General features: G+C 71.0%; 10 protein-coding genes. All 10 read right to left on the minus strand.

Translation table 11 applies throughout. The annotated features are described in order from the left end of the window. Positions 1–30: 30 nt before the first annotated feature. On the minus strand, positions 31–12,492 hold the full coding sequence (locus tag ACGFR9_RS17430; RefSeq protein WP_393208857.1) for an SDR family NAD(P)-dependent oxidoreductase: 12,462 nt from the start codon (positions 12,490–12,492) through the stop codon (positions 31–33). A gap of 65 nt (positions 12,493–12,557) precedes the next feature. Then, positions 12,558–13,724, minus strand: coding sequence for a cytochrome P450 (locus ACGFR9_RS17435; RefSeq protein ID WP_393208860.1), 1,167 nt, complete (start codon positions 13,722–13,724; stop codon positions 12,558–12,560). An 18-nt stretch (positions 13,725–13,742) separates the two neighbouring features. After that, on the minus strand, positions 13,743–14,906 hold the full coding sequence (locus ACGFR9_RS17440) for a pyridoxal phosphate-dependent aminotransferase (protein ID WP_393208863.1): 1,164 nt from the start codon (positions 14,904–14,906) through the stop codon (positions 13,743–13,745). 845 nt (positions 14,907–15,751) lie between these two features. Further along, positions 15,752–16,726, minus strand: a complete 975-nt coding sequence (locus ACGFR9_RS17445) for a hypothetical protein (protein WP_393208866.1) — start codon at positions 16,724–16,726, stop codon at positions 15,752–15,754. Then, the gene (locus tag ACGFR9_RS17450) at positions 16,723–18,045 is read right to left on the minus strand and encodes a cytochrome P450 (RefSeq protein WP_393208869.1); all 1,323 of its coding nucleotides are present in this window, start codon (positions 18,043–18,045) and stop codon (positions 16,723–16,725) included. Before ACGFR9_RS17450 ends, ACGFR9_RS17445 begins: the two co-directional genes overlap by 4 nt. Before the next feature lie 88 nt (positions 18,046–18,133). Beyond that, positions 18,134–19,729, minus strand: coding sequence for a prenyltransferase/squalene oxidase repeat-containing protein (locus ACGFR9_RS17455; protein ID WP_393208872.1), 1,596 nt, complete (start codon positions 19,727–19,729; stop codon positions 18,134–18,136). Next, positions 19,726–20,754, minus strand: a complete 1,029-nt coding sequence (locus ACGFR9_RS17460) for a polyprenyl synthetase family protein (RefSeq protein ID WP_393208875.1) — start codon at positions 20,752–20,754, stop codon at positions 19,726–19,728. Before ACGFR9_RS17460 ends, ACGFR9_RS17455 begins: the two co-directional genes overlap by 4 nt. Before the next feature lie 193 nt (positions 20,755–20,947). Beyond that, positions 20,948–22,186, minus strand: coding sequence for a cytochrome P450 (locus tag ACGFR9_RS17465; RefSeq protein WP_393208878.1), 1,239 nt, complete (start codon positions 22,184–22,186; stop codon positions 20,948–20,950). Further along, positions 22,183–22,779: an ATP/GTP-binding protein gene (locus tag ACGFR9_RS17470; protein ID WP_393208881.1), complete on the minus strand. Its 597-nt coding sequence runs from the start codon at positions 22,777–22,779 to the stop codon at positions 22,183–22,185. The genes ACGFR9_RS17465 and ACGFR9_RS17470 overlap by 4 nt, the downstream gene beginning before the upstream one ends. Next, positions 22,760–23,104 carry a DUF742 domain-containing protein gene (locus tag ACGFR9_RS17475; protein ID WP_393208884.1) on the minus strand — a complete coding sequence of 115 codons (345 nt, stop codon included), beginning with the start codon at positions 23,102–23,104 and terminating at the stop codon, positions 22,760–22,762. The genes ACGFR9_RS17470 and ACGFR9_RS17475 overlap by 20 nt, the downstream gene beginning before the upstream one ends.

Genomic DNA, 23,104 nt, shown 5'->3' on the forward strand with positions numbered 1-23,104 from the left:
ACTCTCCATACGTTCCCCCGTAGAGGGTGGTCATGACTTGCTGTCGCCGAGTGCCAGGCGCACCAGGTCGTCGGTGTTCATCGTGTCCAGGGCACCGCCGCCGAGCGGAAGGCCGTCCACCGGATCCCCGTCGGTCGCCCCTTCGTCACCCGGCGTCGTGGATTCGGGCAGAAGGTCGGCCTGAAGCCGGTTGACGAGCGCGTCCGGTGTGGGGTGGTCGAAGATCAGGGTGGGAGGCAGTGTGACCCCGGTGGTGACGCTCAGCCGGTTCCGCAGCTCGACCGCCATCAGCGAGTCGAAGCCCAGGTCCTGGAACCGGCGGTCGGTCGTCACCTGCTCCGCGCCGGTGTGTCCCAGAACCGCGGCCACCTCGGCCCGTACCGTCTCGAGGAGGAGGTGACCGCGCTCGTGCCGCGGTGCCCGGTTCAGCCGGCTCCGCAGGCCGGTGGCGGGCGTCGCGTCCCGCCCGGAGGCCGGGGCCGCGGGCGGCACGGCGTACGGGACCAGGGCGCGCAGCAGGGCCGGGGCCGTCCCCGGATCCAGGGCGGACAGGTCGAGGCGGGCGGCTGCGAGGGCCGGGGCGCCGGTGGCGACGGCCGTGTCGAACAGCGTCAGTCCCTCCGCGGCGGACATGGCGGCGACGCCGGAGCGGGCCATCCGGAGCCGGTCCGTCTCGCCCAGGCCGTCGGTCATCGTGCTCTGGTCCGCCCACAGGCCCCAGGCGATGGAGAGCGCGGGTAGTCCCTCGGCGTGCCGCAGTCGGGCGATGCCGTCCAGAACGGCGTTGGCCGCCGCGTAGTTGGCCTGTCCGGCGGAACCCAGCACGCCGGCGAGCGAGGAGAACATCACGAACGCCGACAGGTTCAGGTTCGCGGTGAGGTCGTGGAGGTGCACGGCCGCCCCGGCCTTGGGCAGCAGCACCTGGTCGAGGCGGTCCGGGTCGAGCCGTTCGACGACCGCGTCGTCCAGAACACCCGCCGCGTGCACCACACCGGTGAGCGGGTGCTCTTCGGGTACGGCGGCGAGCACCTCGGCGAGGGCGGCGCGGTCGGCGATGTCACACGCGGCCACGGTCACCGTCACCTGCGGTGCCAGCACGGCCAGTTCGTCCAGGAAGGCGCCGGCGCCCGGGGTGGCCGCGCCGCGCCGGCCGGTCAGCAACAGCCGCCGTACGCCGTACCGTTCCACCAGGTGCAGGGCCACCAGGCGGCCCAGGGTGCCGAATCCGCCGGTGATCAGCACGTGGCTGTGACGGTCGAAGAGGTTCCCGCGTCCTTCGTCGTCCGCTACGGCCCGGTACGGCCGTAGCGCCGGTACCGACATACGGCCCGCACGGATCGCGAGTTGGGGCTCGTCCGAGGCCAGGGCCGCGACGAGGCGGTCCACCGACTTCGGCAGGCCGTCGGTGTCGACCAGGACGAAGCGCCCAGGGTGCTCGGTCTGCGCCGACCGGATCAGCCCCCACACCGCGGCTCCGGCGGGGTCCGGGCGGACGTCGCCGCTGCCGGTCGCCACGGCACCGTCGGTGATCAGGACGAGCCGGGAGCCCGCGAGTCGCTCGTCGGCAAGCCATTGCTGGGCAAGATCCAGGACAGCGTGGCTCGCGAGGACCACGTCCATGGACGCGCCGGATGCGGTGAGCCGACCGGGCTCGGGGACGAGGACGACGGCCGGCGCGGGAACACCGTCGTCCAGGGCACGTCGCAGGCCGTCCAGGTCGGCGTGGTGCCGGACGTGAACGCCGGTGGCACGCACGGTTTCGGTCACTCCCGCGGTGTCGCGGCCCACGACGGCCCAGGGCCCCGCCGGGGTGCCCTCCGGTGTCTGCGGCGCGTCCCCCCACCGCAGGGCGAGCAGAGCGGCGCCGTCCGGTGTTCCGGCGACGGCCGGGAGGTCCCGGAGGGTGAGTGCGTCGACGGTGCACACCGGGGCACCGGTTCCGTCCGCGAGGCGCAGGGAATACGTGCCCGCGTCCCCGCGGCGCAGGAGAACACGCAACTCGGTGGCACCGGAGGTGTGCAGGGCGAGACCGCTCCAGGCGAACGGGACGACGAACCGGTCGCCCCCGTCGTCATCGATCGCGCAGAAGACGGTGTGCAGGGCCGCGTCCAGCGCGGCGGGGTGCAGCAGGAAGCGGTCCTCGTGGTCTCGAGCGGCCTTCGGCAACGCGACGTCCGCGTAGAGGTCGCCACCATGGCGCCAGGCGGCACGCAACCCCTGGAATGCGGAGCCGTAGGCGTAACCGCGCTCGGCCAGCCGGTGGTAGAGGCCGTCGACGGGTATCGCCGTCGCCTCCGGCGGCGGCCACACGGCCGGCCGGGCATCGTCGACGGGAGGCGCGGACACGCCCTTGTCCAGGACGCCCGAGGCGTGTCGCGTCCACTCCGTTCCGTCGGCTCCCGCGAGCCGCGCCCAGAGGGCGAAGGCGCGGGAGCCGTCGTCCTCCGGGGCGTTCACCCGGAGCTGGATGTCCATGGCCGTGTCGAGCGCCAGGGGCTGCTCCAGGGTCAGGTCGGCCACCCGGCTTGTGGCCGTCCTTCGTGCCGCGTTCAGGGCCAGCTCCGCGATGGCCGCGCCGGGCAGCAGCGGACGCCCCCGGACGACGTGCTCGGCCAGCCACGGCCGGGTCCGTGGATCGAGGCGTCCGGTGGCCAGCCACCCCAGGCCGCCGGCCAGTTCGACGCCCTCGTCGAGCAGCGGGTGCGTACCGGTGCTCGCCGTGGGGACGGCCGCGGGCGTGGGGTTCACCCAGAAGCGCTTGCGCCGGTACGGGTAGGTGGGCAGGGACACCGTACGGCCGTCGGGGAGGAAGCCGCTCCAGTCGACGGTGGCACCGCCCGCACACGCCTCCGCGAGGCCTGCCACGAAGGTGCGTACCTCGTCGTGACCGCGACGGATCAGCGATGTCGCGGCCACGGCACCCGCTCCCGCGCCCCGGGCGGCGGCGGTCGAGTGGACCAGGGGGGCCAGTACGGCGTCGGGACCGATTTCGAGGAACGTGGTCGTGCCGTTGGCGAAGAGGGTGTCGAGACCGTCGTGGAAGCGGACGGTCTCACGGAGCTGACGGACCCAGTAGCCGGGGTCGGTGAGCTGCTCAGTGGTGGCGAGCCGTCCCGTGAGGTTGGAGACGATCGGGATACGCGGGGGAGAGTAGGTGATGTTGCCGGCGACCCGGCGCATCTCGTCGAGGACGCCGTCCATGTGGGGAGAGTGGAAGGCGTGACTGACCCGCAGAAGTGTGGTTTGCCGCCCGGCGTCTCGCCAACGGGACTCGACCTGTCGCACGGCGGGCTCGTCACCGGACACCACGACGGCGTCCGGGGCGTTGACAGCGGCGACGACGACCCGTCCGCTGTCGGGCCCCAGGGTGTCGAGCGTGGCGCGGACCTCCTCGACGGTGGCCCGGACGGCGGCCATCGCGCCGTGCGCCGGCGCGGCATGCATGAGACGGCCGCGGGCGGCCACGAGAACGCAGGCGTCGGGAAGAGTGAGTACGCCGGCGGCGTGGGCGGCGGCGAGTTCGCCGACGGAGTGGCCGAGAAGATGGTCGGGGACGAGGCCGTAGTGCTCGGTGAGCCGGAAGAGGGCGGTCTCCAGGGCGAAAAGGGCGGCCTGGGTGTAGCGCGTCTGGTCCAGCATGTCCTCGTGGCCGTCGTCACCGGCATCGAGGATGAGGTCCCTGAGCGGGATCTCGAGGTCCAGATGCGGGTCGAGCTCCGCGCAGACTGCATCGATCGCGGCGGCGAACACGGGCTGTGCCGCGTACAGACCGGCACCCATCCCGGGACGTTGGCTGCCTTGCCCGGTGAACAGGAACGCCACCCCACCGCGATGGGCAGCGCCCCTGGTTACCACGTTCGGCGCGTCCCGACCCGCGGCCAGTGCGGTCAGACCGCGGGCGAGTTCCTCGGGGCCGGAGGCCACGACGACGGCGCGGTCCGGGAGCGTGGCCCGGCTGGCCGCCAGTGAACGGGCGATGTCGAGATGAGCGGGACCGAGGTCGCCCGCGTCCCCGGTGAGCTGCCGCAACTGCGCGGCTCGTGCCCGCAGACCCTCCGTCCCACGGGCGGAAAGCACCCAGGGCAGCACGCCGGGGACCGCGGGGACCCGGTCCTCACCGGAGTCCGGTACCGGGGGTTGTTCGAGGATGACGTGGGCGTTGGTGCCGCTGATGCCGAAGGAGGAGACGGCGGCGCGGCGTGGGTGGTCGGTGTGGGGCCAGGGTGTGGTGTGGGTGAGGAGGGTGACTGCGCCGGTGGTCCAGTCGACGTGGGTGGTGGGGTGGTCGATGTGGAGGGTGCGGGGGAGGATGCCGTGGTGCATGGCGTGGACCATTTTGATGATGCCGGCCATGCCTGCGGCGGCTTGGGTGTGGCCGATGTTGGATTTGATGGATCCGAGGTAGAGGGGTTGTTCGGGGGTGTGTGCGCGGCCGTAGGTGGCGAGGATGGCGTGGGCTTCGATGGGGTCGCCGAGTGTGGTGCCGGTGCCGTGTGCTTCGAGTGCGTCGATGTCGGAGGGGGTGAGGTGGGCGGCGGTGAGGGCGTCGTGGATGACGCGTTCCTGGGCGGGTCCGCTGGGTGCGGAGAGGCCGTTGCTTGCGCCGTCCTGGTTGAGTGCTGAGCCGCGGATGACGGCGAGTACGGGGTGGTTGTTGCGTTGTGCGTCGGAGAGGCGTTCGAGGAGGAGTACTCCGGCGCCCTCGCCCCAGCCGGTGCCGTCGGCGGTGTCGGCGAAGGCTTTGCAGCGGCCGTCCGGGGCGAGTCCGCGCTGTCGGCTGAATTCGACGAAGAGTCCGGGGCTTGCCATGACGGTCACGCCGCCGGCCAGGGCCAGGTCGCATTCGCCCTGCCGCAGTGCCTGTGCCGCCAGATGCAGAGCCACCAAGGACGACGAGCAGGCCGTGTCGACGGTGATGGCGGGGCCCTGCAGCCCGAGGGTGTACGACAGGCGGCCCGAGGCGACGCTCGACGCCAGACCCGTGGTCCGGTAGGCCTCCGAGACGTCCGGTACGGAGTGCGCGCCCGTGGCGTAGTCACTGCGCATGACACCCGTGAAGACGCCGGTGCGGGTGCCGTGCAGGACGGTCGGGTCGATGCCGGCGTGTTCGACGGCCTCCCAGCCCGTTTCCAGGAGCAGACGCTGCTGGGGATCCATCGCCGTCGCCTCACGCGGGCTGATACCGAAGAACTCCGCATCGAACTGATCGGCGTCGTACAGGAAGCCGCCGTGGCGGGTGTGCGTGGTGCCCGGATGATCGGGGTCGGGGTGGTAGAGCTCCTCCAGGTTCCAGCCCCGGTTGCGGGGGAACTGGCCGATGGCGTCCACACCGTCGGCCGCCAGACGCCACAGCTCCTCCGGAGTGCGGACCTCCCCCGGGTAGCGGCAGGCCATCCCCACGATCACGACCGGATCCTCGTCCGGGTGCGGCCGGCTCGTGCCACCCGAGTGTGCGGGCGGGACGGCGGGGTCCGCGTCGGCGCCGCGGAGTTCGGCGATCAGATGACCTGCGAGGGAGGAGGGTGTCGGGTGGTCGAAGACCGCGGTGGCGGGCAGCGGGACGCCGGTGACCGCGGTCAGGCGGCTGCGCAGTTCCAGGCCCGTGAGCGAGTCCATGCCCAGGTCCTTGAACGCGCTGCCCTTGGGGACGTCCCCGGGGCCGGGCAGGCCGAGGACCGCGGCCACGGCAGCGCGTACCAGGTCGGAGGTCGAACGGAGACGTTCTGCTTCCGGGAGCGCGGCGGTGCGCTCGCCCCAGGAGCGCGTTCCCGCGGGGCCGGCCGCTGCCGTGACGGCGCGGCGGCGGCGCGGTGCGGGGACCAGGGTCCGCAGCAGGGCGGGTGGGGAGGTGGACGGGCTGGGGTTGTGGAGTGCCGCCAGGTTCAGCTCGGCGGGCAGGAGAAGCGGTTCGCCCGACGCGAGTGCCTCGTCGAAGAGCCGCATGCCGCGGTCGTGCGACAGAGGCAGGACGCCCCGGCGCGCCCACCGTGCCCTGTCGGCATCGCTGAGCTTGGCGGCCATGCTGCCTTCGGGGGACTCCCACAGCCCCCAGGCGAGGGAGGTGGCGGGCAGTCCGTGCGCGCGTCGGTGGAATGCCAGCGCATCCAGGAACGTGTTGGCGGCCGCGTAGTTGCCCTGACCGGGATTGCCGGTCAGCCCGGCGATGGAGGAGAACAGTACGAACGCCGACAGACTCGCGTCCTTCGTGAGTTCGTGCAGGTGCCAGGCCGCGTACGCCTTCGGCGGCAGTACCTTGTCGAGGCTCCCCGGGTCGAGGTTGGCCAAGGTGGCGTCGGCGAGGGCGCCCGCGGTGTGGATGACGGCGGTGAGCGGGTGGTGTCCGGAAACGCCGGCGAGCAGCTTGACGAGTGCTTGCCGGTCGGTGACGTCGCAGGCGGTGACGGTGACGTGGGCGCCCCGCTCGGCGAGCTCCGCGACGAGTTCGCGTGCCCCGGGAGCCGTGTCGCCCTGGCGGCCGGCAAGGAGCAGGTGGCGGACGCCATGGTGGTTGACGAGGTGCCGGCTGAGCGTGCGGCCGAGGCTGCCGGTGCCGCCGGTGATGAGTACGGTGCCGTCCGGGTCGATGCCCGCGGGGAGGATGTCCCGCACGTCGGGCGGTGTCGGGGTGCGAATCAGGCGAGGGGCGTACAACTGCCCGTCGCGCAGGGCCAGAGGGAGGTCGTCGGCGGCGGCGAGAGCGGCGGGAAGCGCTGTGCCGCTGTCGCCGTGGCCCAGGTCGATGAGGGCGATGCGGCCGGGGTACTCATGGGCGGCGGTGTGAGCCAGGCCGCGCACCGCCGCGGCGGGCAGGTCCAGGAGTTCCCCGTTGCCGGTGACGGCCACGGCCTCGCGGGTCAGCACCAGCAGACGGGTGTTCTCGAGGCGTTCGTCGGCCAGGAAGCGTCGTATCTTCTCCAGTACCCGGGCGACGGCGGTGTGGACCGCCTTTGGGCCGGTGCGGTCCCGCTCGCCGGTGACGCAGGGGAGAACCAGGACGTCGGGAGCGCGATCACCGGTGTCGAGGGCCGCGTCGAGTCCGTCGAAGTCCGCGTAGCCCAGGGCGTGCGGGACATCCAACGGGTCGGCGCCCAGCAGTGCCCACCGTTGCGCGGGCGGCGCGCTCGGGAGCGGAACCGGTTGCCAGACGGGGTGGTACAGGCCCGCGGAGCGGGTGGTGGAGCGGAGCTCGCCCGAAGGCAGGGGCCGGAATGCGGTGGAGCCGATGGTCAGCACCGGCGTGCTGCTCTGGTCGGTGGCCGTGAGGGCCGCGCTGCCGGAGCCGTCCCGGGTGAGGCGCACCCGCAGGGCGGAGGCGCCCCAGGCGTGAAGCGTGACCTTGCCGAAGGAGAAGGGGAGGCGAAGCTCCGTGCTGTCGTCGACAAGGGCGAGGTGGAGGGCCGAGTCGAGGAGAGCCGGGTGGATGCCGTAACCGGCGGCCTGCGCGTGCACATCCTCGGGGAGCGCCACCTCCGCGTAGCGGTCGCCGCCCGACCGCCAGGCCCGGATCAGTCCCCGGAAGGAGGGCCCGTACGCGTAACCGAGCTCCCCGAGGCGGTCGTAGAAACCGTCGAGGGAGATCTCCTCGGCACCGGCCGGGGGCCAGGACCGCCAGACCTCGAACGCGGGCTCGCCGTCTGCCGTGAGGACGGCGGTCGCGTGGCGGGTCCAGGGCAGATGCTCGTCCTGCTCGGGGCGGGAATGGACGGACAGGCGCCGCTGCCCGGTGCCGTCGGCGGGGCCGGCGTGCACCTGCAGGTGCACGCCGCCCTCCGTGGGCACGATGAGCGGCTCCTCGAGGACGACCTCCTCGAGCCGACCACAGCCGAGACGGTCGCCGGCGGCCACGGCCAGTTCCACGACGGCGGCCCCGGGCAGGAGCGCGGTGCCGCGGACGGCGTGGTCGGCGAGCCACGGATGGGTGCGCGGGGTCAGGCGACCAGTGAGCAGCAGGCCACCATCCCCCTCGCCGTCGGTGCCGGCGATGCTGGTCATGCCCCCCAACAGGGGGTGCCCCGCGGGCTGCAGGCCGAGGCCGGCGGCGTCAGCCGCCGCGGCCGGGGTGTCGAGCCAGTGGCGGCGGTGCTGGAACGCGTACGTCGGCAACTCCACCCGCTGTGCACCGGTGCCGTGGAAGACGGCCGCCCAGTCGACAGCGGCGCCGTGGCAATGGGCCGCGGTGAGCGAGGTGAGCAGACGACCGGTGGTGTCCTCACCACGGCGCAGGGTGCCCAGAGCCACGGCGTCGGAGCCCGCCGCTTCGATCGTCGCCTCGAGTCCGACGGCAAGAACGGGGTGGGGACTCACCTCGATGAACATGTTGTGCCCCGAGTCCAGCAACGCACGAGTGGCCTGCTCGAACTCCACAGTCCCGCGCAGGTTCCGGTACCAGTACCCCGCGTCCATGTCCTCGCCGGCGGCCAGGTCTCCCGTGAGGGACGAGAAGACCGTGATGTCCCCCGTGCACGGAGCAATATCGGCCAGGACACGCACGATGTCCCCTTCGATCTCCTCCACCTGCGAAGAATGGGACGCGTAGTCCACACCGATGCGTCGGGCTCGTACCTCCTCCCTCTCGCACCGGGCGAGGAACTCGTCCAGCGCATCGGCGTCACCGGAGACGACGACCTGTGACGGACCGTTGATCGCGGCCACCGAGATGCGCCCCTGCCAGGCGCGGATCTCGTCCCGGACCCATCCGGCGGGCCGTGGCACCGACGCCATCCCGCCGCGGCCCGACAGCGCGGTCAGCGCCTGGCTGCGCAGTGCCACGACTCGCGCGCCCTCGGCGAGTGAGAGAACGCCCGCGACACAGGCCGCCGCGATCTCCCCCTGCGAGTGACCCAGCACGGCAGCCGGCTGCACGCCGAACGATCGCCATACCTCGGCCAGTGACACCATCACTGCCCAGAGCGCCGGCTGGACGACATCCACCCGGTCGAAGCCCGGAGCGCCGTCCGCGCCCCGCAGGACGTCAGTCAGCGACCAGTCGACGAGCGGTTCCAGTGCCGCCGCGCACTCGGCCATCCGTCGGGCGAACACCGGGGACGACTCCAGCAGCCCTGCCGCCATCCCCGCCCACTGCGCGCCCTGGCCGGGGAAGACGAACACCGCGCGCACAGGCGACTTGGCGCGTCCGGAGACGAGCGCGGAACCGATGACGCCGTCGTCCTCCGCCAGCGCGCCGAGACCCGCCTCGAGCCCCGCGCGGTCACCCGCCACCAGACCGGCCCTTTGGGCGAAGTGCCGACGCTCCAGCGCGAGGGAGAGGCCGGCGTCCCGCACATTCACGCCCGGATGCTCGCGGAGGTGGTTCAGCAGTCGGGCGGCCTGCGCACGCAGCGCCTGCTCGGTCCTGGCGGACAGGATGACGGGAACCTCGGATGCCCCGGCGAAGGCTCCCTCCCTCGCCGCGGCCCGCAGAGGGTCGTGTTGGTCCGGCTCGGCTTCGGGGCTGTCGGTGGGTTGTTCGAGGATGACGTGGGCGTTGGTGCCGCTGATGCCGAAGGAGGAGACGGCGGCGCGGCGTGGGTGGTCGGTGTCGGGCCAGGGTGTGGTGTGGGTGAGGAGGGTGACTGCGCCGGTGGTCCAGTCGACGTGGGTGGAGGGGTGGTCGATGTGGAGGGTGCGGGGGAGGATGCCGTGTTGCATGGCGTGGACCATTTTGATGATGCCGGCCATGCCTGCGGCGGCTTGGGTGTGGCCGATGTTGGATTTGATGGATCCGAGGTAGAGGGGTTGTTCGGGGGTGTGTGCGCGGCCGTAGGTGGCGAGGATGGCGTGGGCTTCGATGGGGTCGCCGAGTGTGGTGCCGGTGCCGTGTGCTTCGAGTGCGTCGATGTCGGAGGGGGTGAGGTGGGCGGCGGCGAGGGCGTCGTGGATGACGCGTTCCTGGGCGGGTCCGCTGGGTGCGGAGAGGCCGTTGCTCGCGCCGTCCTGGTTGAGTGCTGAGCCGCGGATGACGGCGAGTACGGGGTGGTTGTTGCGGTGTGCGTCGGAGAGGCGTTCGAGGAGGAGTACTCCGGCGCCCTCGCCCCAGCCGGTGCCGTCGGCGGTGTCGGCGAAGGCTTTGCAGCGGCCGTCCGGGGAGAGTCCGCGCTGTCGGCTGAACTCGACGAAGAGTCCGGGGCTGGCCATGACGGTCACGCCGCCGGCCAGGGCCAGGTCGCATTCGCCCTGCCGCAGTGCCTGCGCCGCCAGATGCAGAGCCACCAAGGACGACGAACACCCGGTGTCGACCGTGATGGCAGGACCCCTGAGACCAAGCGTGTACGACACGCGGCCCGAGATCACACATGTGTAGGTGCCGGTCAGCAGGTATCCGCCGGCCGTACTGTCCGCCTCGTGCAGCCGCGGTCCGTAGTCCTGCGCCATGGCGCCGACGTACACCCCCGTGCTGCTGCCGCCCAGCGTCGTCGGGTCGATGCCGGCGCTCTCGAAGGCCTCCCAGCCGGTCTCCAGCAGCAGACGCTGCTGGGGATCCATCGCGGTCGCCTCACGCGGGCTGATACCGAAGAACTCGGCATCGAACTGATCGGCGCCGTCGAGGAACGCGCCTTTGCGGGTGTACGAACGGCCCACGGTCTCCGCGCCGCCGTCGAAGAGCGCGTCGAGAGCCCAGCCGCGATCGCCGGGGAAGTCGGAGACGGCGTCCCGCTCGTCCATGACGAGCTTCCACAGGTCGCCGGGGGATTCGACACCACCGGCGTAGCGGCACGCCATGGAGACGATCGCCACGGGTTCATCGGGGGCCGTGGCCGCCCGCCGCCGTGGAGCCGCGGGCTCGGGCGCCGCACCGAGGAGCTCGCCGCGGATACGTGTGACAACCTGCTCGGGGGTCGGATGGTCGAAGACCAGTGTCACCGGGAGCCGCACGCCGGTGGCGGCGGACAGCCGGTTGCGCAATTCCACGGCGGTGGCGGACTCGAGTCCGAGGTCACGGAACGACTCGGTGGGGGAGACGGCCTCCTGCGAGTCCAGGCCAAGCAGCAGAGCGGTTTCGGAGCGGACCAGGGCCAAGAGGAGATCGGTGGTCTCCTGCTCGCTCCGGTCGCGCAGGCCCAAGCCGTCGTGGTCCTCGCCGGCACTCACCTCCGGCACTTCCGGCTCGAGGGGCCCATCGGATCCGGAAAGCTCGATGGCCCGTGTGTCCGCGGGGAAGGCCGGCCGCCAGTCCACCACCGCGCCCGCGCTGTACAGCTCCGCCAGCGAGGTCAGGAAGCGTCGAGGCCCGTCCTCGTTACGGCGCAACGTGCCCGAGACCACTGCGTCCGAGCCTGCCTCGTCCAGTGTCTGCTGGACTGCCATGGTCAACACCGGATGCGCGCTGACTTCGATGAAGGCGTCGTGGTCCGCGAGTGAGCGGACGGTCCGTTCGAAAGCGACAGAGCCGCGCAGATTGCGGTACCAGTAGTCGGCGTCCAGCGAACGGGTGTCCGTTCGCTCGCCGGTGACGGTCGAGTGGAACGGCACCTGCGACGGGCGCGGCCGCAAGGGGGCCAGGTCGGCGAGGAGGCCGTCACGCAGTTGCTCGACGTGCGAGGAGTGCGCGGCCACGTTGACCGGGATACGTCTGGCCGCGATGTCTTCGGCGGCACATTCCGCCAGCATCGTGTCAACGGCGTCCCGATCGCCGGACAGCACCACCGACCGCGGCCCGTTGACCGCCGCGATCGACACCCTGCCGCCCGAACGTGCCAGGCGCGGCTCCAGTTCGGCGGCGGACAGCGGGACGGCGATCATGGCGCCCTGCCCGGCGAGCCGCGCCTGCGCCCTGCTCCACAACGACACCACGCGGGCCCCGTCATCGAGGGACAGCGCGCCGGCCACGACAGCCGCGGATATTTCACCGTTGCTGTGCCCGATCACAGCCGAGGGGCGGACGCCGAAGGACTGCCAGAGGTCGGCGAGGGCCACCATGACCGCGAACAGGGCGGGCTGGACGACGTCGTCGCGGTCCAGGGAGGGAGCACCGGGCGCCGCGCGCAGGACATCCTCCAGCGACCGGCCGGACCAGTCGACATGAGGGGCGAGCGCCCGGGAGCAGGCGGCGATGGAGGCCTGGAACACATCCGAGTGCTCCAGCAGATCGGCTCCCATTCCTGTCCACTGCGAGCCCTGACCGGGGAAGACGAACACCACACGCTCGCACTTCCCGGCGGTTCCGGTGATCTGCCCGGCCGTACGGCGCTGTGCGGCCAGCGCGGTGAGTTCGGCGGCGAACTCACCTGGGGATCCCGCCAGGAGAACCGCACGGTTGCGCCCGGTAGCACCGGAGACAGCCAAGGACAGGCCGACAGCGGCCGTCGTGTCCGCGACATCCCGCTGATCGGTGAGGTGTTCCAGCAGACGGCGGCTCCGCGTGCGCAGAGCCGTTGCGGTCCGTCCGGCGAGGACCCAGGGCATGGCGCTGCCGCGGAACGCTGCCCGGCCGTGGTGCGTCCGTGGTTCACCGACGCCCAGGGCGCCCTCGGTGCGGATGTTCTCAACAGACACGCGGTTCCTCGTTTCACGTCAGAGGCGTTCTCGGCGCCGTTCCACAGACAGGGAGGGGGCAGTGCTCACCACTCCACGAGCAGCCGGGCCAGTCCCCGGGTGCCCAGGCCGTCCTTCCAGACCACCGGCTCAGAATGGGACGCGAGGCGCAGGGTGGGGAATCGCTGCGTCAGCCGCTCCAGGGCGACCTGCAGTTGGAGCCGGGCCAGTGGTGCGCCGACGCAGCGGTGTATCCCGTGGCCGAACGTCAGATGGACTGCATCACGTCGGCCCGGACGCAGTTGCCCGGGGTCGGGGAACGCGCCGCCGTCCCTGTTGCCGTGCAACAGCGACACCATGACGGCCTCGCCCGCCCGGACCGTGACACTGCCCAGGGACATGGTCACCAGCGCCACCCTGGAGAAGCTCAGCGGAGTCGACGGGTTCAGTCGCAGCAGTTCCTCCACCGTGGGAACCACCTGCTCCGGCCGCTTGCACAGTTCGGCGTACGCCACGGGTTCGGAGAGCAGCGACAGCACGGACAGGCCGAGCTGGCCGACGGTTGTCTCGTAACCGGCCATCAGCAGGGCGAGGCCCATGGTGAGCAGTTCGCCCATCGACATCTCGCCCCGGTCGTGGGCCTCGATCATGTTGGTGAGGAGGTCGACGTCCGGGCGCCGGCGCTTGCGCTCGATCAGGTCGGCCATGTAGATGGCGAGCTCCAGACGGCGGCGAGCCTTCTCCTTCGAGGTGCCGGGCGAGAGATCGAACAACACCTCGACCCAGCTGCGGAACCGGTCGACGTCCTCCGTCGGGATCCCGAGCAGGGAGCAGAGGACCGCAACCGGAAGCGGCTCGGCCAGCCCATGGACGAGATCGGCGCCGGGCCCGGCCGCGGCCAGCGCGTCGAGGTGCTGGTCGGCCAGCCGTTCGATGTCCGCGCGCAGTGCGGCAATCCGGCGGGTGGAGAAGGCTCCAGCCACCAGGCGGCGGAGCCTCGTGTGCTCCGTGCCGTCCATGCTCGCCATGGATGCCGGCACCGGCTGTGCGTCGATGAGCTGGGGAGCGTGTGGCTTGACGGCCTCGGCCCGGCTGAACCGCTCGTCCGTCAGCACCCTGCGCCCGAGGGAGTGGTCGCACACGAGCCACATGCGGTCCCCGGCAGGTGTCACGAACGGAACGACGTCCTCGCCCTCGGGCTGCGCCAGGAAGTACGGAAGAGGACCGAGTGGTCGGTCTCTGAGATCCCTCATATGTCGACTCCCCGTGGATCAGGCGCCCAGCAGACTGCGCTGTGCGGCATGGAGCGTCTCCATCGGCCGGTTGAACGCGATCCGGACATAGGACTCACCGAGTGCGGGTTCCGCGAAGAAGGCAGCACCGGGGGTGAGCAGGACACCGGTACGTTCCATCAGCCCGCGGACGTACGCCACGCTGTCCGGTGGGCCGTCCACCAGGGGGCTGAAATCCGCGAAGAGATAGCATCCGCCTTCCGCGGGGGCGAACTTCATGCCCATCCGCGAGAAGATGTCCTGTGCCAGGTCGCGCCGGACGGCCATGCCATCGCGCGCCGCGCCGACATCTACGGCCCCGGCCGCCTGCGCGGCCGCCACCTGCAGTGGAGCCGCTGTGCCCAGGGTGGTCATCTGGTGCACCCGCCGGAAGGCCTCGGTGCGCTCGGAGTCCGCCCGCAGAAAGCCCAGGCGCCAGCCACTGACCGCGTGGCTCTTCGACCAGGAACCGATGACGACGCTGCGCTCGGCCAGACCGGGTATGTCCGCGACGGACAGGTGAGGGGCGCCGTCGAAGACATAGGCGGCGTACACCTCGTCGCAGATCGCGGTGGTGTTCCAGCGTTCGCAGAGGCCGGCGATCTCATCCAGTTCCTGGCGGTCGAGAACGCGCCCCGTGGGGTTGCTCGGACTGTTGAGCAGGATGGCGCGAGTCCGGGGAGTGAAGGCGGCTGCCAGGTCGGTGGAGTCGTAGCGCCAGTTGGGCGCGTGCAGAGGCACGAAGCGGGGGGTGGCGCCGACGAGGCTGATCGTGGTGGTGAACTGCTCGAAACCGGGGGTGAGGACGATGACCTCGTCGCCCGGATCCACGGTTGCCAGCAGCGCGACGAGGAGGGCTTCGGTGGCGCCTGCCGTGACGGTGATCTCGGTGTCGGGGTCGGTGGCGGCTGTCAGCCCCTCGGCGATGCGCAGCCGCAGCAGAGAGTGGCCCGCCGGGTCCTCGTATTGGTTGTGCCCCTCTCGCAGCGCGCGGGAGGCCGCCTCGACCAGATGAGGGGAGAGGTCAGGGAAGCGGGGAGTGCCGATGGCCAGGTCGATGGTGTCGCGCGACCGCGCGAGCTTGAACACCTCGGCCAGGTTGCTCGAGGGCAGACCTGAGACTCGGGCCGAGACGTTCGGATGGTGGGCGGGGGCGTGCGCCACGGTGGGGCGTCCTTCCTCTCGAACTGAAAGCGGGATCGGAATCGGCACAGAGCAGGGACTCCGGAGGCTCGTTCGGTGATTTACTCGGCAAGGGAATCGGCGCAGCGTGATACCGGCGACCAGGATTTGCCATTCCGTCCACAGGGGGGATCCTTGTCCGGCGGAAATACCTCCTGGCGGCGAAACTGTCGTGGTCGAGGGCAGCAGGAATCCCGCGGGTACAGAAACGGAATGCAGAGAGCGGTTTTCCTGAACCCGGCTGCGTATCGCAGGTGATGACCGCCGGGTCCTGAGCGGGCGAGCGAATGTGAGGTGATGCGCCCGCCGCGGTGGGTGTTCAGCCCTCACGACGGGCACAGTAGCCCGGCCCGGGCGTCGGGTGTGCCGGTCGTTCGCCCCACAAGGAACACCTTCCGCACACGCTCCACGCCCGGGTGTGCGACGCCCGGCACGACGGTGTTGGTCAGCGTGCCGGTGCCTTCGACCGGTGTCGCCGGGTCTCAGGGGCGGCGGGTTCCGCTCGCCGCGTGTGCTGAAGCCCGGGGGCCGTGCCGGCCGGGGAGGAGTTGGTGTCTCCGAGGCTCGACGCCCAGGCCCGGCAGACAGACGCTCGCCGACCAGTGGCGGAACCTGGAAGCAGACGGCTCGGACATGGCGCACGCACTCGCCCGGCCCGGCCGGAAGGTCGCGTCGAGGCCGTCGGGCTGATTCCCGACTCCGTACCCCCGTCGGGGCGTCGGTGACGGCGCCCTGCTCGAGGAAGCGGCCGAGCCGGTCCCGACCCCCGTCGGTCGGCGGCCGGTGAACTGCGCCGGTCCAAGCTCGGCGCTCGCCTTCTCCCCGGGTCAGAGGCCGCGTTGGGGACCCTGATACCGGGCATGGCCGGTGTGCCAGATGAACGAGCGGGCGATGTCCTCCAGGGCCAGGGCGTGGGTCGTGAGCGTGCTCGGGTGGTCGAAGGTGAGGGCCGTGATCTCCTGTCGAGCGGTGGCTGCTTCGTCCTCACACATACTGCTTGCGCGTGCGAAAGACTCCTCGATGGTCCCGCCGTGCCGCGCTTGCAGCAGTGTGGGCAGGCTCAAGGGCAGCGCCGGCCCCCGTGCCGCCTCACGCTCGTAGGAGGCCAGGTCGTTGATCCAGCCCGCGAGGTTCGCCACAGCGGTCTCCAGACGGCGCACCGGTGCCAGATCCCGCTCGGCGTCCGTCAGCTCGTAGCCCAGGACGATCTCCGCCGCAGCCATGATCGTCCTGACGAACACGGTGTGGGGACGCATCGCCAGATAGGTCGCGAGCGCCACCTTCCCGGGTTCCGCGACGTGGTGCGCCTCCCAGACCAGAGCCATGAGGGTGTCACGCAGGCTCGCGGTGAGCCGGAGGTACGCGGCCGGGCTGGCGCGGGCGCGGAATCGGGCGAGCAGGCCGTACAGGGCGGCGGGGAAGGGCTTCGCCGCAGGACGCCGATCGCCGTGGGCCAGGACAAGCATCAGCTCGCCGGTGTGGTCGACCAGGGCAACCGCGTCGTTGACGGCGTTCACCTCGGCGTGGAGGTCGTCGAACGCGGTGAGCCACAGCAGGAGTTCCGCGAACAGAACGAGATCGTCCGGATCCGCGGTGGGGAAGGTGCGCGATGCCCCGTGACTCGTGATGTCCACCAGAACACCCCTGGCTTCGGCGGAGGGAAGCAGGGGGTGCTCCTCCAGCCAGCCGATGAGTCCGTGCTCCGTGTGCCGACTGTGCGGACCCGCCGGGAACGGGTGGGGGAACGCGGCGGTGAAGTCCGGCCCAGGCAGCGTCGTCGCCGTTTGGTCGGTGCCGGTCATACCGCCTCCCGGTGGCGGCGGCCGTGCGTCCGCGGCTCCGCGGTCATGCGCAGCGCGGACGGATGCAGGGTGATTTCCCCGACCGGCCGGACCGCCGGTCCCGGGACGGGCCGCAGCCGCCGGCGGGATGCGATGAGTGCGGTGATCAGGGTCGCTTCGGCCAGGGCGAACTCGTTTCCCATGCACTGCCGCTTTCCGGCGCCGAACGGTATGTACGCCTCCTTGGGAGGCTGCGGACGGTCCGGCAGCCAGCGGTCGGGATCGAAACAGAGCGGGTCCGGGTACAGGGCGGGATCGCGGTGCAGCGTGTAGGGGCTCCACACGATGTCCTCCCCGACCCTCAGATCCACGCCCCCGAGCCGCACGGCTTCGGTGGCCCGACGGGTCACCAGCCAGGCCGGGCTGTACATGCGCAGACTCTCGTCGACGAGTCTGCGCGTGAAGGTGAGCTGTGTCAGAGACCTCATGGTGAGGGGCTCGTCCGTGAGGACCGCGTCGACCTCGCCGTGCAGCCGTCGCTCCAGGTCCGGGCGACGGCCCAGCTCGTGGAAGAGCCAGGTCAAGGCGACCGCGGTGGTTTCCGAACCCGCCGCGAGCAGCCCCGTGACCTCGGAGAGGATGTCCTCGTCGGCCAGCGGAGCACCGTCCTGATCGCGGGCGGACAGCAGCAGGGACACCACGTCGTCGTAGGCCTCCGGATTCGCCAGGTGGTCGGCGATGATCTCGCCCACAGCAGCACGCATCACACGGCCGGCCTGCCGGACCCTCCTGTTTCCCGGCGTCGGCAGCCGTTCGAGCAGGGAGAAGGGCAGCAGGGCACGGCGGAGCGCCGCCGCGAACAGGGTGTCGACGCTTTCGAGGATCGCGTGCCCGGATTCGCGGTCGGCGGTGGTGGAGAACAGGGCCGCCATGACGACGTTCTGTGTCATCAGCTGCATCTCGGTCTTCAGATCCAGGGGGCCCATGCTCTGCCATGCCGCGATCATCGGATCGACCGTGGTGTGCATGGTCCGGATGTAGCCGTCTACCTGCCGGCGGTGGAAGGCGGGCTGCATCAGCCGGCGGCGCGTCAGGTGACGGCTGCCTTCCGCCACCGGCAGGGCGTCCTTGCCGAAGAGCTTCAGCTTCTCGAAGAGGAGCCCTTTACTGAAGTGCCTCGATTTGGTGGTGAGCATCTCCTGCAGCAGATCGGGGGAGTTGATGACGGTCACCGTCTTGGGGCCGATCGAGAAACGCACGATCGGTCCGTGCTCGCGCAGGCCCTGCAGAAAGGCCAGACGGTCCCTGGCCAGGGGAACCACGTGCCCGATGAGCGGCACACGCCCTGGAGCGTACGGCGGAACGTGGGGGGCGGCGTTCACGTTGAGTGCCTCCGATGATGAACCGGGCTGAAGGGGGCGGTACGGTTCAGCGCTGGTGTGTCACCAGCAGCTCGAGCGCGGCGGTCACCTCGGCCCGGGCCATGGCCCGGGGTGCGTAGAGGGTCTTGTCGTGCCAGAGGGCAGGGTGATGCGCGGACGGGTGGGAGGCGTCGCGAAGCATGTCCTCAGCCCGCTTCAGCGCATCGGCAGCTTCCGGCCCGGCCGTGTGGTTCGTGGCGCTCAGGAGGATGTTCACGGCGTAGGCGGTCTCCTCGGCGGTGCCGCCCCATACCCCCCAGGAGCCGTCGTCGCGCTGCGTGGCCAGGACCCAGTCGGCGGCCGAGCGGACGGCGTCGCGTGTGGTCGGGCCGGTGTGTCCGCAGAGAGCGGTGACACACCGTTCGGTGGCGTAGTAGGGGGAGGCGTGCCACTTGTCGTGCCAGGCGCCGTCGGGTCGCTGCTGCGCGAGGATCCAGTCGCGGGTCAGGTCCATACGGGTCCGGAGCGACGCAGCTGCCGCCGGCCGGTGGCTCAGCCAGGCGGTGAGCGCCTGGAGGGCATGGGCGTTGGCCGTGCTGGAGCCGGTGTCCTCGCCCACGTAGCAGTCGTAGTGGTCGCCGGCCTCGAAGGCGGACAGCGGGGCGGGGTCGCGGGGCGAGTCGGCGAGAGCGGACACCAGCACCGCCATGGCGGTGTCGTCGGTGTCGGGCAGCAGGCCGGGAACACCCCGCACTCCGGTGGTGTCGTAGATCTCCGCCGCCCAGGCGCGGACGCGGGGCACGCAGTCGGCGGGCAGTCCGGGACGGGCGAGGGCGGCGGCGACCCAGAGCCGCTCGAAGACGGAGATGGGCGTGGCCTCCGGGAACAGACCGTCGTAACGCCGCCCCACACCGGTCAGCGCGGTGACCGCCCGCTCCCGGCCCGCTTCGGCTCCGGTGGCCAGCCAGGCGGCGGTGGCCGCAGGGGAACTGCCCAGCAGCCCGCCCGGGGCCGCGGGCACCACCCGCGGCAGGTGGCGGGCGACACCTTCGAAGGTGTGGTGCAGCTTGACCGGTACACCGCCGGCCACGCGGCACCGCTCGGCCACCCGCTCGGGCAGCGCCGCCCGGAACCCGCGCGGCAGGGGCAGGCGCTCCCCACGGGTCCAGGGACCGAGCCGGCACAGGGCCGCGACGTCCGGGCGGTTCAGATGCTCGTCGATCTGGACGACCAGGTCCGGGACGAGGATTTCGATGGCCGCCGTGTCCGGCCACCCACCGGTCCCGGACAGGGTTCGGAGCGAGGCGAGCCCCTGGTCGGCAGCCGCCGCCAGCCGCTCGTGCGAGACGCCCGCCGCCCGGTCGTCGCGCAGCGCGGACAGCAGGGCTTCGGTGACACCGAGTGTCGGCAGCAGTTGGTACGGCGCGGGGCCCTCTCCCCAACTGCCCGAGGCGGACTGCTGTTCCAGCAGCCACGCGAGACGGCGCTCGTGGCCCTCCAGCCATGGTGTCCAGGAGACGACCCGGGCGGTCTCGTACACGGAGGGACGCACATCGCCCCAGGCATCGTGGTGGACCGACGCCACCAACTCCCCGGCTCTCTTCGCGTAGTCGTCGGTCCGACCGGCCCGTATGCGCATCGTCTGGCATGGTTTGGACTTCATACGATCCTTTCCGTGGCCATCCATACGATCTGTCTCAGCATGTGAGTGACCTCCGGGGGCAGGACCGCTGCCTCCAGAGCGGCGAGAGCGGTGTCACGGCGGGAGGAGATCATCCTTTCGACCTCCTTCCGGGCGCCGGTCGTCTCCAGAATGCTCCGGACCCGGCCGACGTCCTCACCGCTCAGGCCGGCGCTGCCGAAGAGGGCGCGGAGCAGCCGCCGTTCGGCCCTGGGGGCACCCTGGAACGCGAGAGCCAGGAGCACGGTGGCCTTGCCCTCTCGGATGTCGTCTCCGACCGGCTTTCCGGTCTGTGCCGGATCACCGAAGACACCGAGCAGGTCATCGCGCAGCTGAAACGCTTCTCCGAGGGGGATGGCGAAGTCGGTGCACATCTGCAGCAGCCGCGGCCCGCCGTCGGCCAGACAGACGCCGAGGTGCAGGGGCCGCTCCACGGTGTACTTCCCCGTCTTGTACCGGGCGACCCGCAGTGCGGCTGCGACATCCTGGGAGATCCGGCCGGTGGAGAGCAGATCCAGATACTGCCCGTAGACCAGCTCCGTGCGCATGCTGTCCACCAGGGGCAGGACCCGGGCCTGAGCCCGGGTTCCGAGCCCAGCGTCCGCCAGCATGGTGTCCGACCAGACAAGCAGGAGGTCACCCAGGAGGACGGCGGCCCCCCGGCCGTGCACCTCCGCCCTGCTGTGTCGCCCGCCGGCGCTCGTGTACGCGGCGGCCAGCGCGCGGTGCGCCGACGGCCCCCCGCGGCGGACATCGCTGTCGTCCATGACGTCGTCATGGACGAGGGCGAACGTCTGGAACAGCTCCAGGGCGGCGGCGACGCGAAGCACCGCGTGGGGGTCTCCCGGTGCGCCGGCAGCTCGCCATCCCGCCACGCAGAGCAAGGACCGCAGTCGCTTGCCGTGGGAGAAGAGAAGCCGGCGAGCGGTGGCGAACAGCGGCGCCATCTCCGGACCCGGCGCTGTCTGCTCCCGCGCGCTGACGAAGCCCTCGAGTACCGCGTCCACGTCGTCACGAACACGTGTCAGGGACGAAACACCGGTATCCCACGCAACTTTTGCCATTGATGTATTTACCTTCTTTCAAGCGAGAATGTCACGCAAATCGCCCCTTTCCTCGTGGCCGGGCAGAACACGGCCCCCGGGGTGTGTGCATCCCGGGGGCGGTCGGCGGGTCAACTGTTGGTGCTGGTGATGTAGGTCAGGCGGTCACAGGGACGCTACCCCGTGTTGCCCTCCGGGAATCCGGTGTCTGCGGAGTGAAACGGCAGGGGAGCACGGTGAGGACGCGGTAGATGGGGCCCGGCTGGTAGGTCAAAGTCGCTGCGGGCACGGTGAGCTCGATGTCCGGCAGTCTGCCCATCAACCGCTCGATGGCCGCGACCGAGACCACGAACACGATGTTCTCGGCGGGACAGGAGTGGGGCCCGGCGGCGAAGGCGAGATGCGCCTTGTGGTCGGAACGCTGCTCGTCAGCCGCCTGCTGAGCGTGGGGGGAGGTATTGACCGCGGCGTAGGAGACCATGACGGGGTCTCCGGCTTCGACAGCGCGTCCATGGAAGGTGAGGGGGCGCCGTGCTCGGTGCAGGCTGTACATGGCCAGGGGCGGGTCCGCCCAGAGCACCTCGTCGATGGCATGCCGGATGGGCAGACTTCCCGTGGTGAGCGTGCCCCGGTAACGCTGGTCGGAGAGGATCTGCGCCAGGGTGTTGGCGATCAGACCGGCCAGCGTGCCGTAGGCGGCGCCCTGAGTGATGAGCACCTGGTTGATCACCTCCTCCGCGGTGAGGCCGTGCGGGTGGTCCATGAACCAGGAGGTGAGATCGCGGCCGCGCCGCGCACTCTTCATGGCGTACAGACCGCCCAGATAGGCCGTGAGGGCCTGCTCACCCGCCTGCTTGGCTTGGGGAACCGTACTCATCAGCGCCTCTATCGCCGACATGAGCTGGTCCGCACCTTCGTCCGGCATGCCGAACAGCGTGTTCAGGACCATGAGCGGCAGCCTGCGGGCGTACTGGGCGACCAGGTCCGCCCTTCCCAGGTGGCTGAACTCGTCCAGCAGGGAGTCCGCGTGACGCCGGGTCACTTCGCGCAGGTGCTGGGGATCGAGCAGGGCGAAACCGTCGGTGACGACCTTCCGCAGATGCGCGTGTTCCTCTCCGTCGGCGAAGAACAGACTGGGCCGCCACTGCAGGGGCTCCTTGATCGGGCTGTCCGCCGCTACCGTCGTGTCCCAGCCGCGGGTGTCCTTGGTCCAGTTGTCGGAGTCCTGCAGCAGATCGAGGGCGGCCCGGTAGTCGGTGATCACCCACACGACGAGTCCGGGATCGATCTCGGCGCGGCCCAGCGGACCCTGCGCGCGCAGAAGCTCGTAGCTGTGCTGAGGATCGGCGGCATGCTCCGGCCCGTACAGCGGAACGGCGTCGGGGGTGGCGGTCACAGGTTGCCTCCGGCGCGCGACACGAGATGGGCGGCGAGCGCTCGCAGCGCGTTGAGGCTCGAGTCCCAGTCGCGTGCGTCGCAGATGACCAAGGGGGTGTGGTCCTCCACGTCGAGCTTGAGACGCAGGGTCTCCTCGTCGTACTCGGGGGATTCGGGGAACTGGTTCACGGCGACCGCGTAGTCCAGCCCGCTCTCCTCGATGAGGTCGATGACCTCGAAGGAGTCGGCCAGCCTCCGGGTGTCGACGATGACCAGCGCGCCCAGGGCGCCCCGGGCATAGTCGCTCCACAGGGGCTTGAAACGCCGCTGACCGGGCGTTCCGAACAAGTACAGGACGATGCGTCCCTGAGCGATGGTGAGACGGCCGAAGTCGATGGCCACCGTGGTGGTCTTCTTGTCCGGGACCGCGAGTTCGTCGACGTGAGCCGCCGCGTCCGTCATCACCTCCTCGGTGTGGAGGCTCGGTATCTCCGAGAGCGTGCGGATCATCGTGGTCTTGCCGATACCGAACGGCCCGGCCACCAGTACCTTCACCCGTTCCTGGTTGGAATCCGGCAGGTAGACCGGTGCGCTAGAGGGCGAGGAGCCCATGCATAACCTCCTCGAGGAGGGCCTTGTCGGGCCGTCCGGCGTTGATGGCGGGAGCGAGGGCGTCAGGAAGCGGCGCGGCGGCGCGCAGGTGGCCGTCGGACACCAGCTGCGCGGCGAGCATCTTCACCACGCCGACCGGAAGACGCAGATAGCCCGCGATCTCCATCACGGTCAGCCCGCCGTCACTGACCAGGTCGAGAAGTCGCTGATGAGCAGGCGTGTGATGGGGCAGCGCGGACCGGCCGGTGGCCTGTAACGCGGTCAGCTCCTCGAATCTGCCGTGCTCGGGTGCGCCGACGCCGCCGGTGGCCAGGTAACTGGGCAC

This window comes from Streptomyces sp. NPDC048584, assembly GCF_043199595.1.
GTDB classification, from domain to species: Bacteria; Actinomycetota; Actinomycetes; order Streptomycetales; family Streptomycetaceae; genus Streptomyces; species Streptomyces edwardsiae.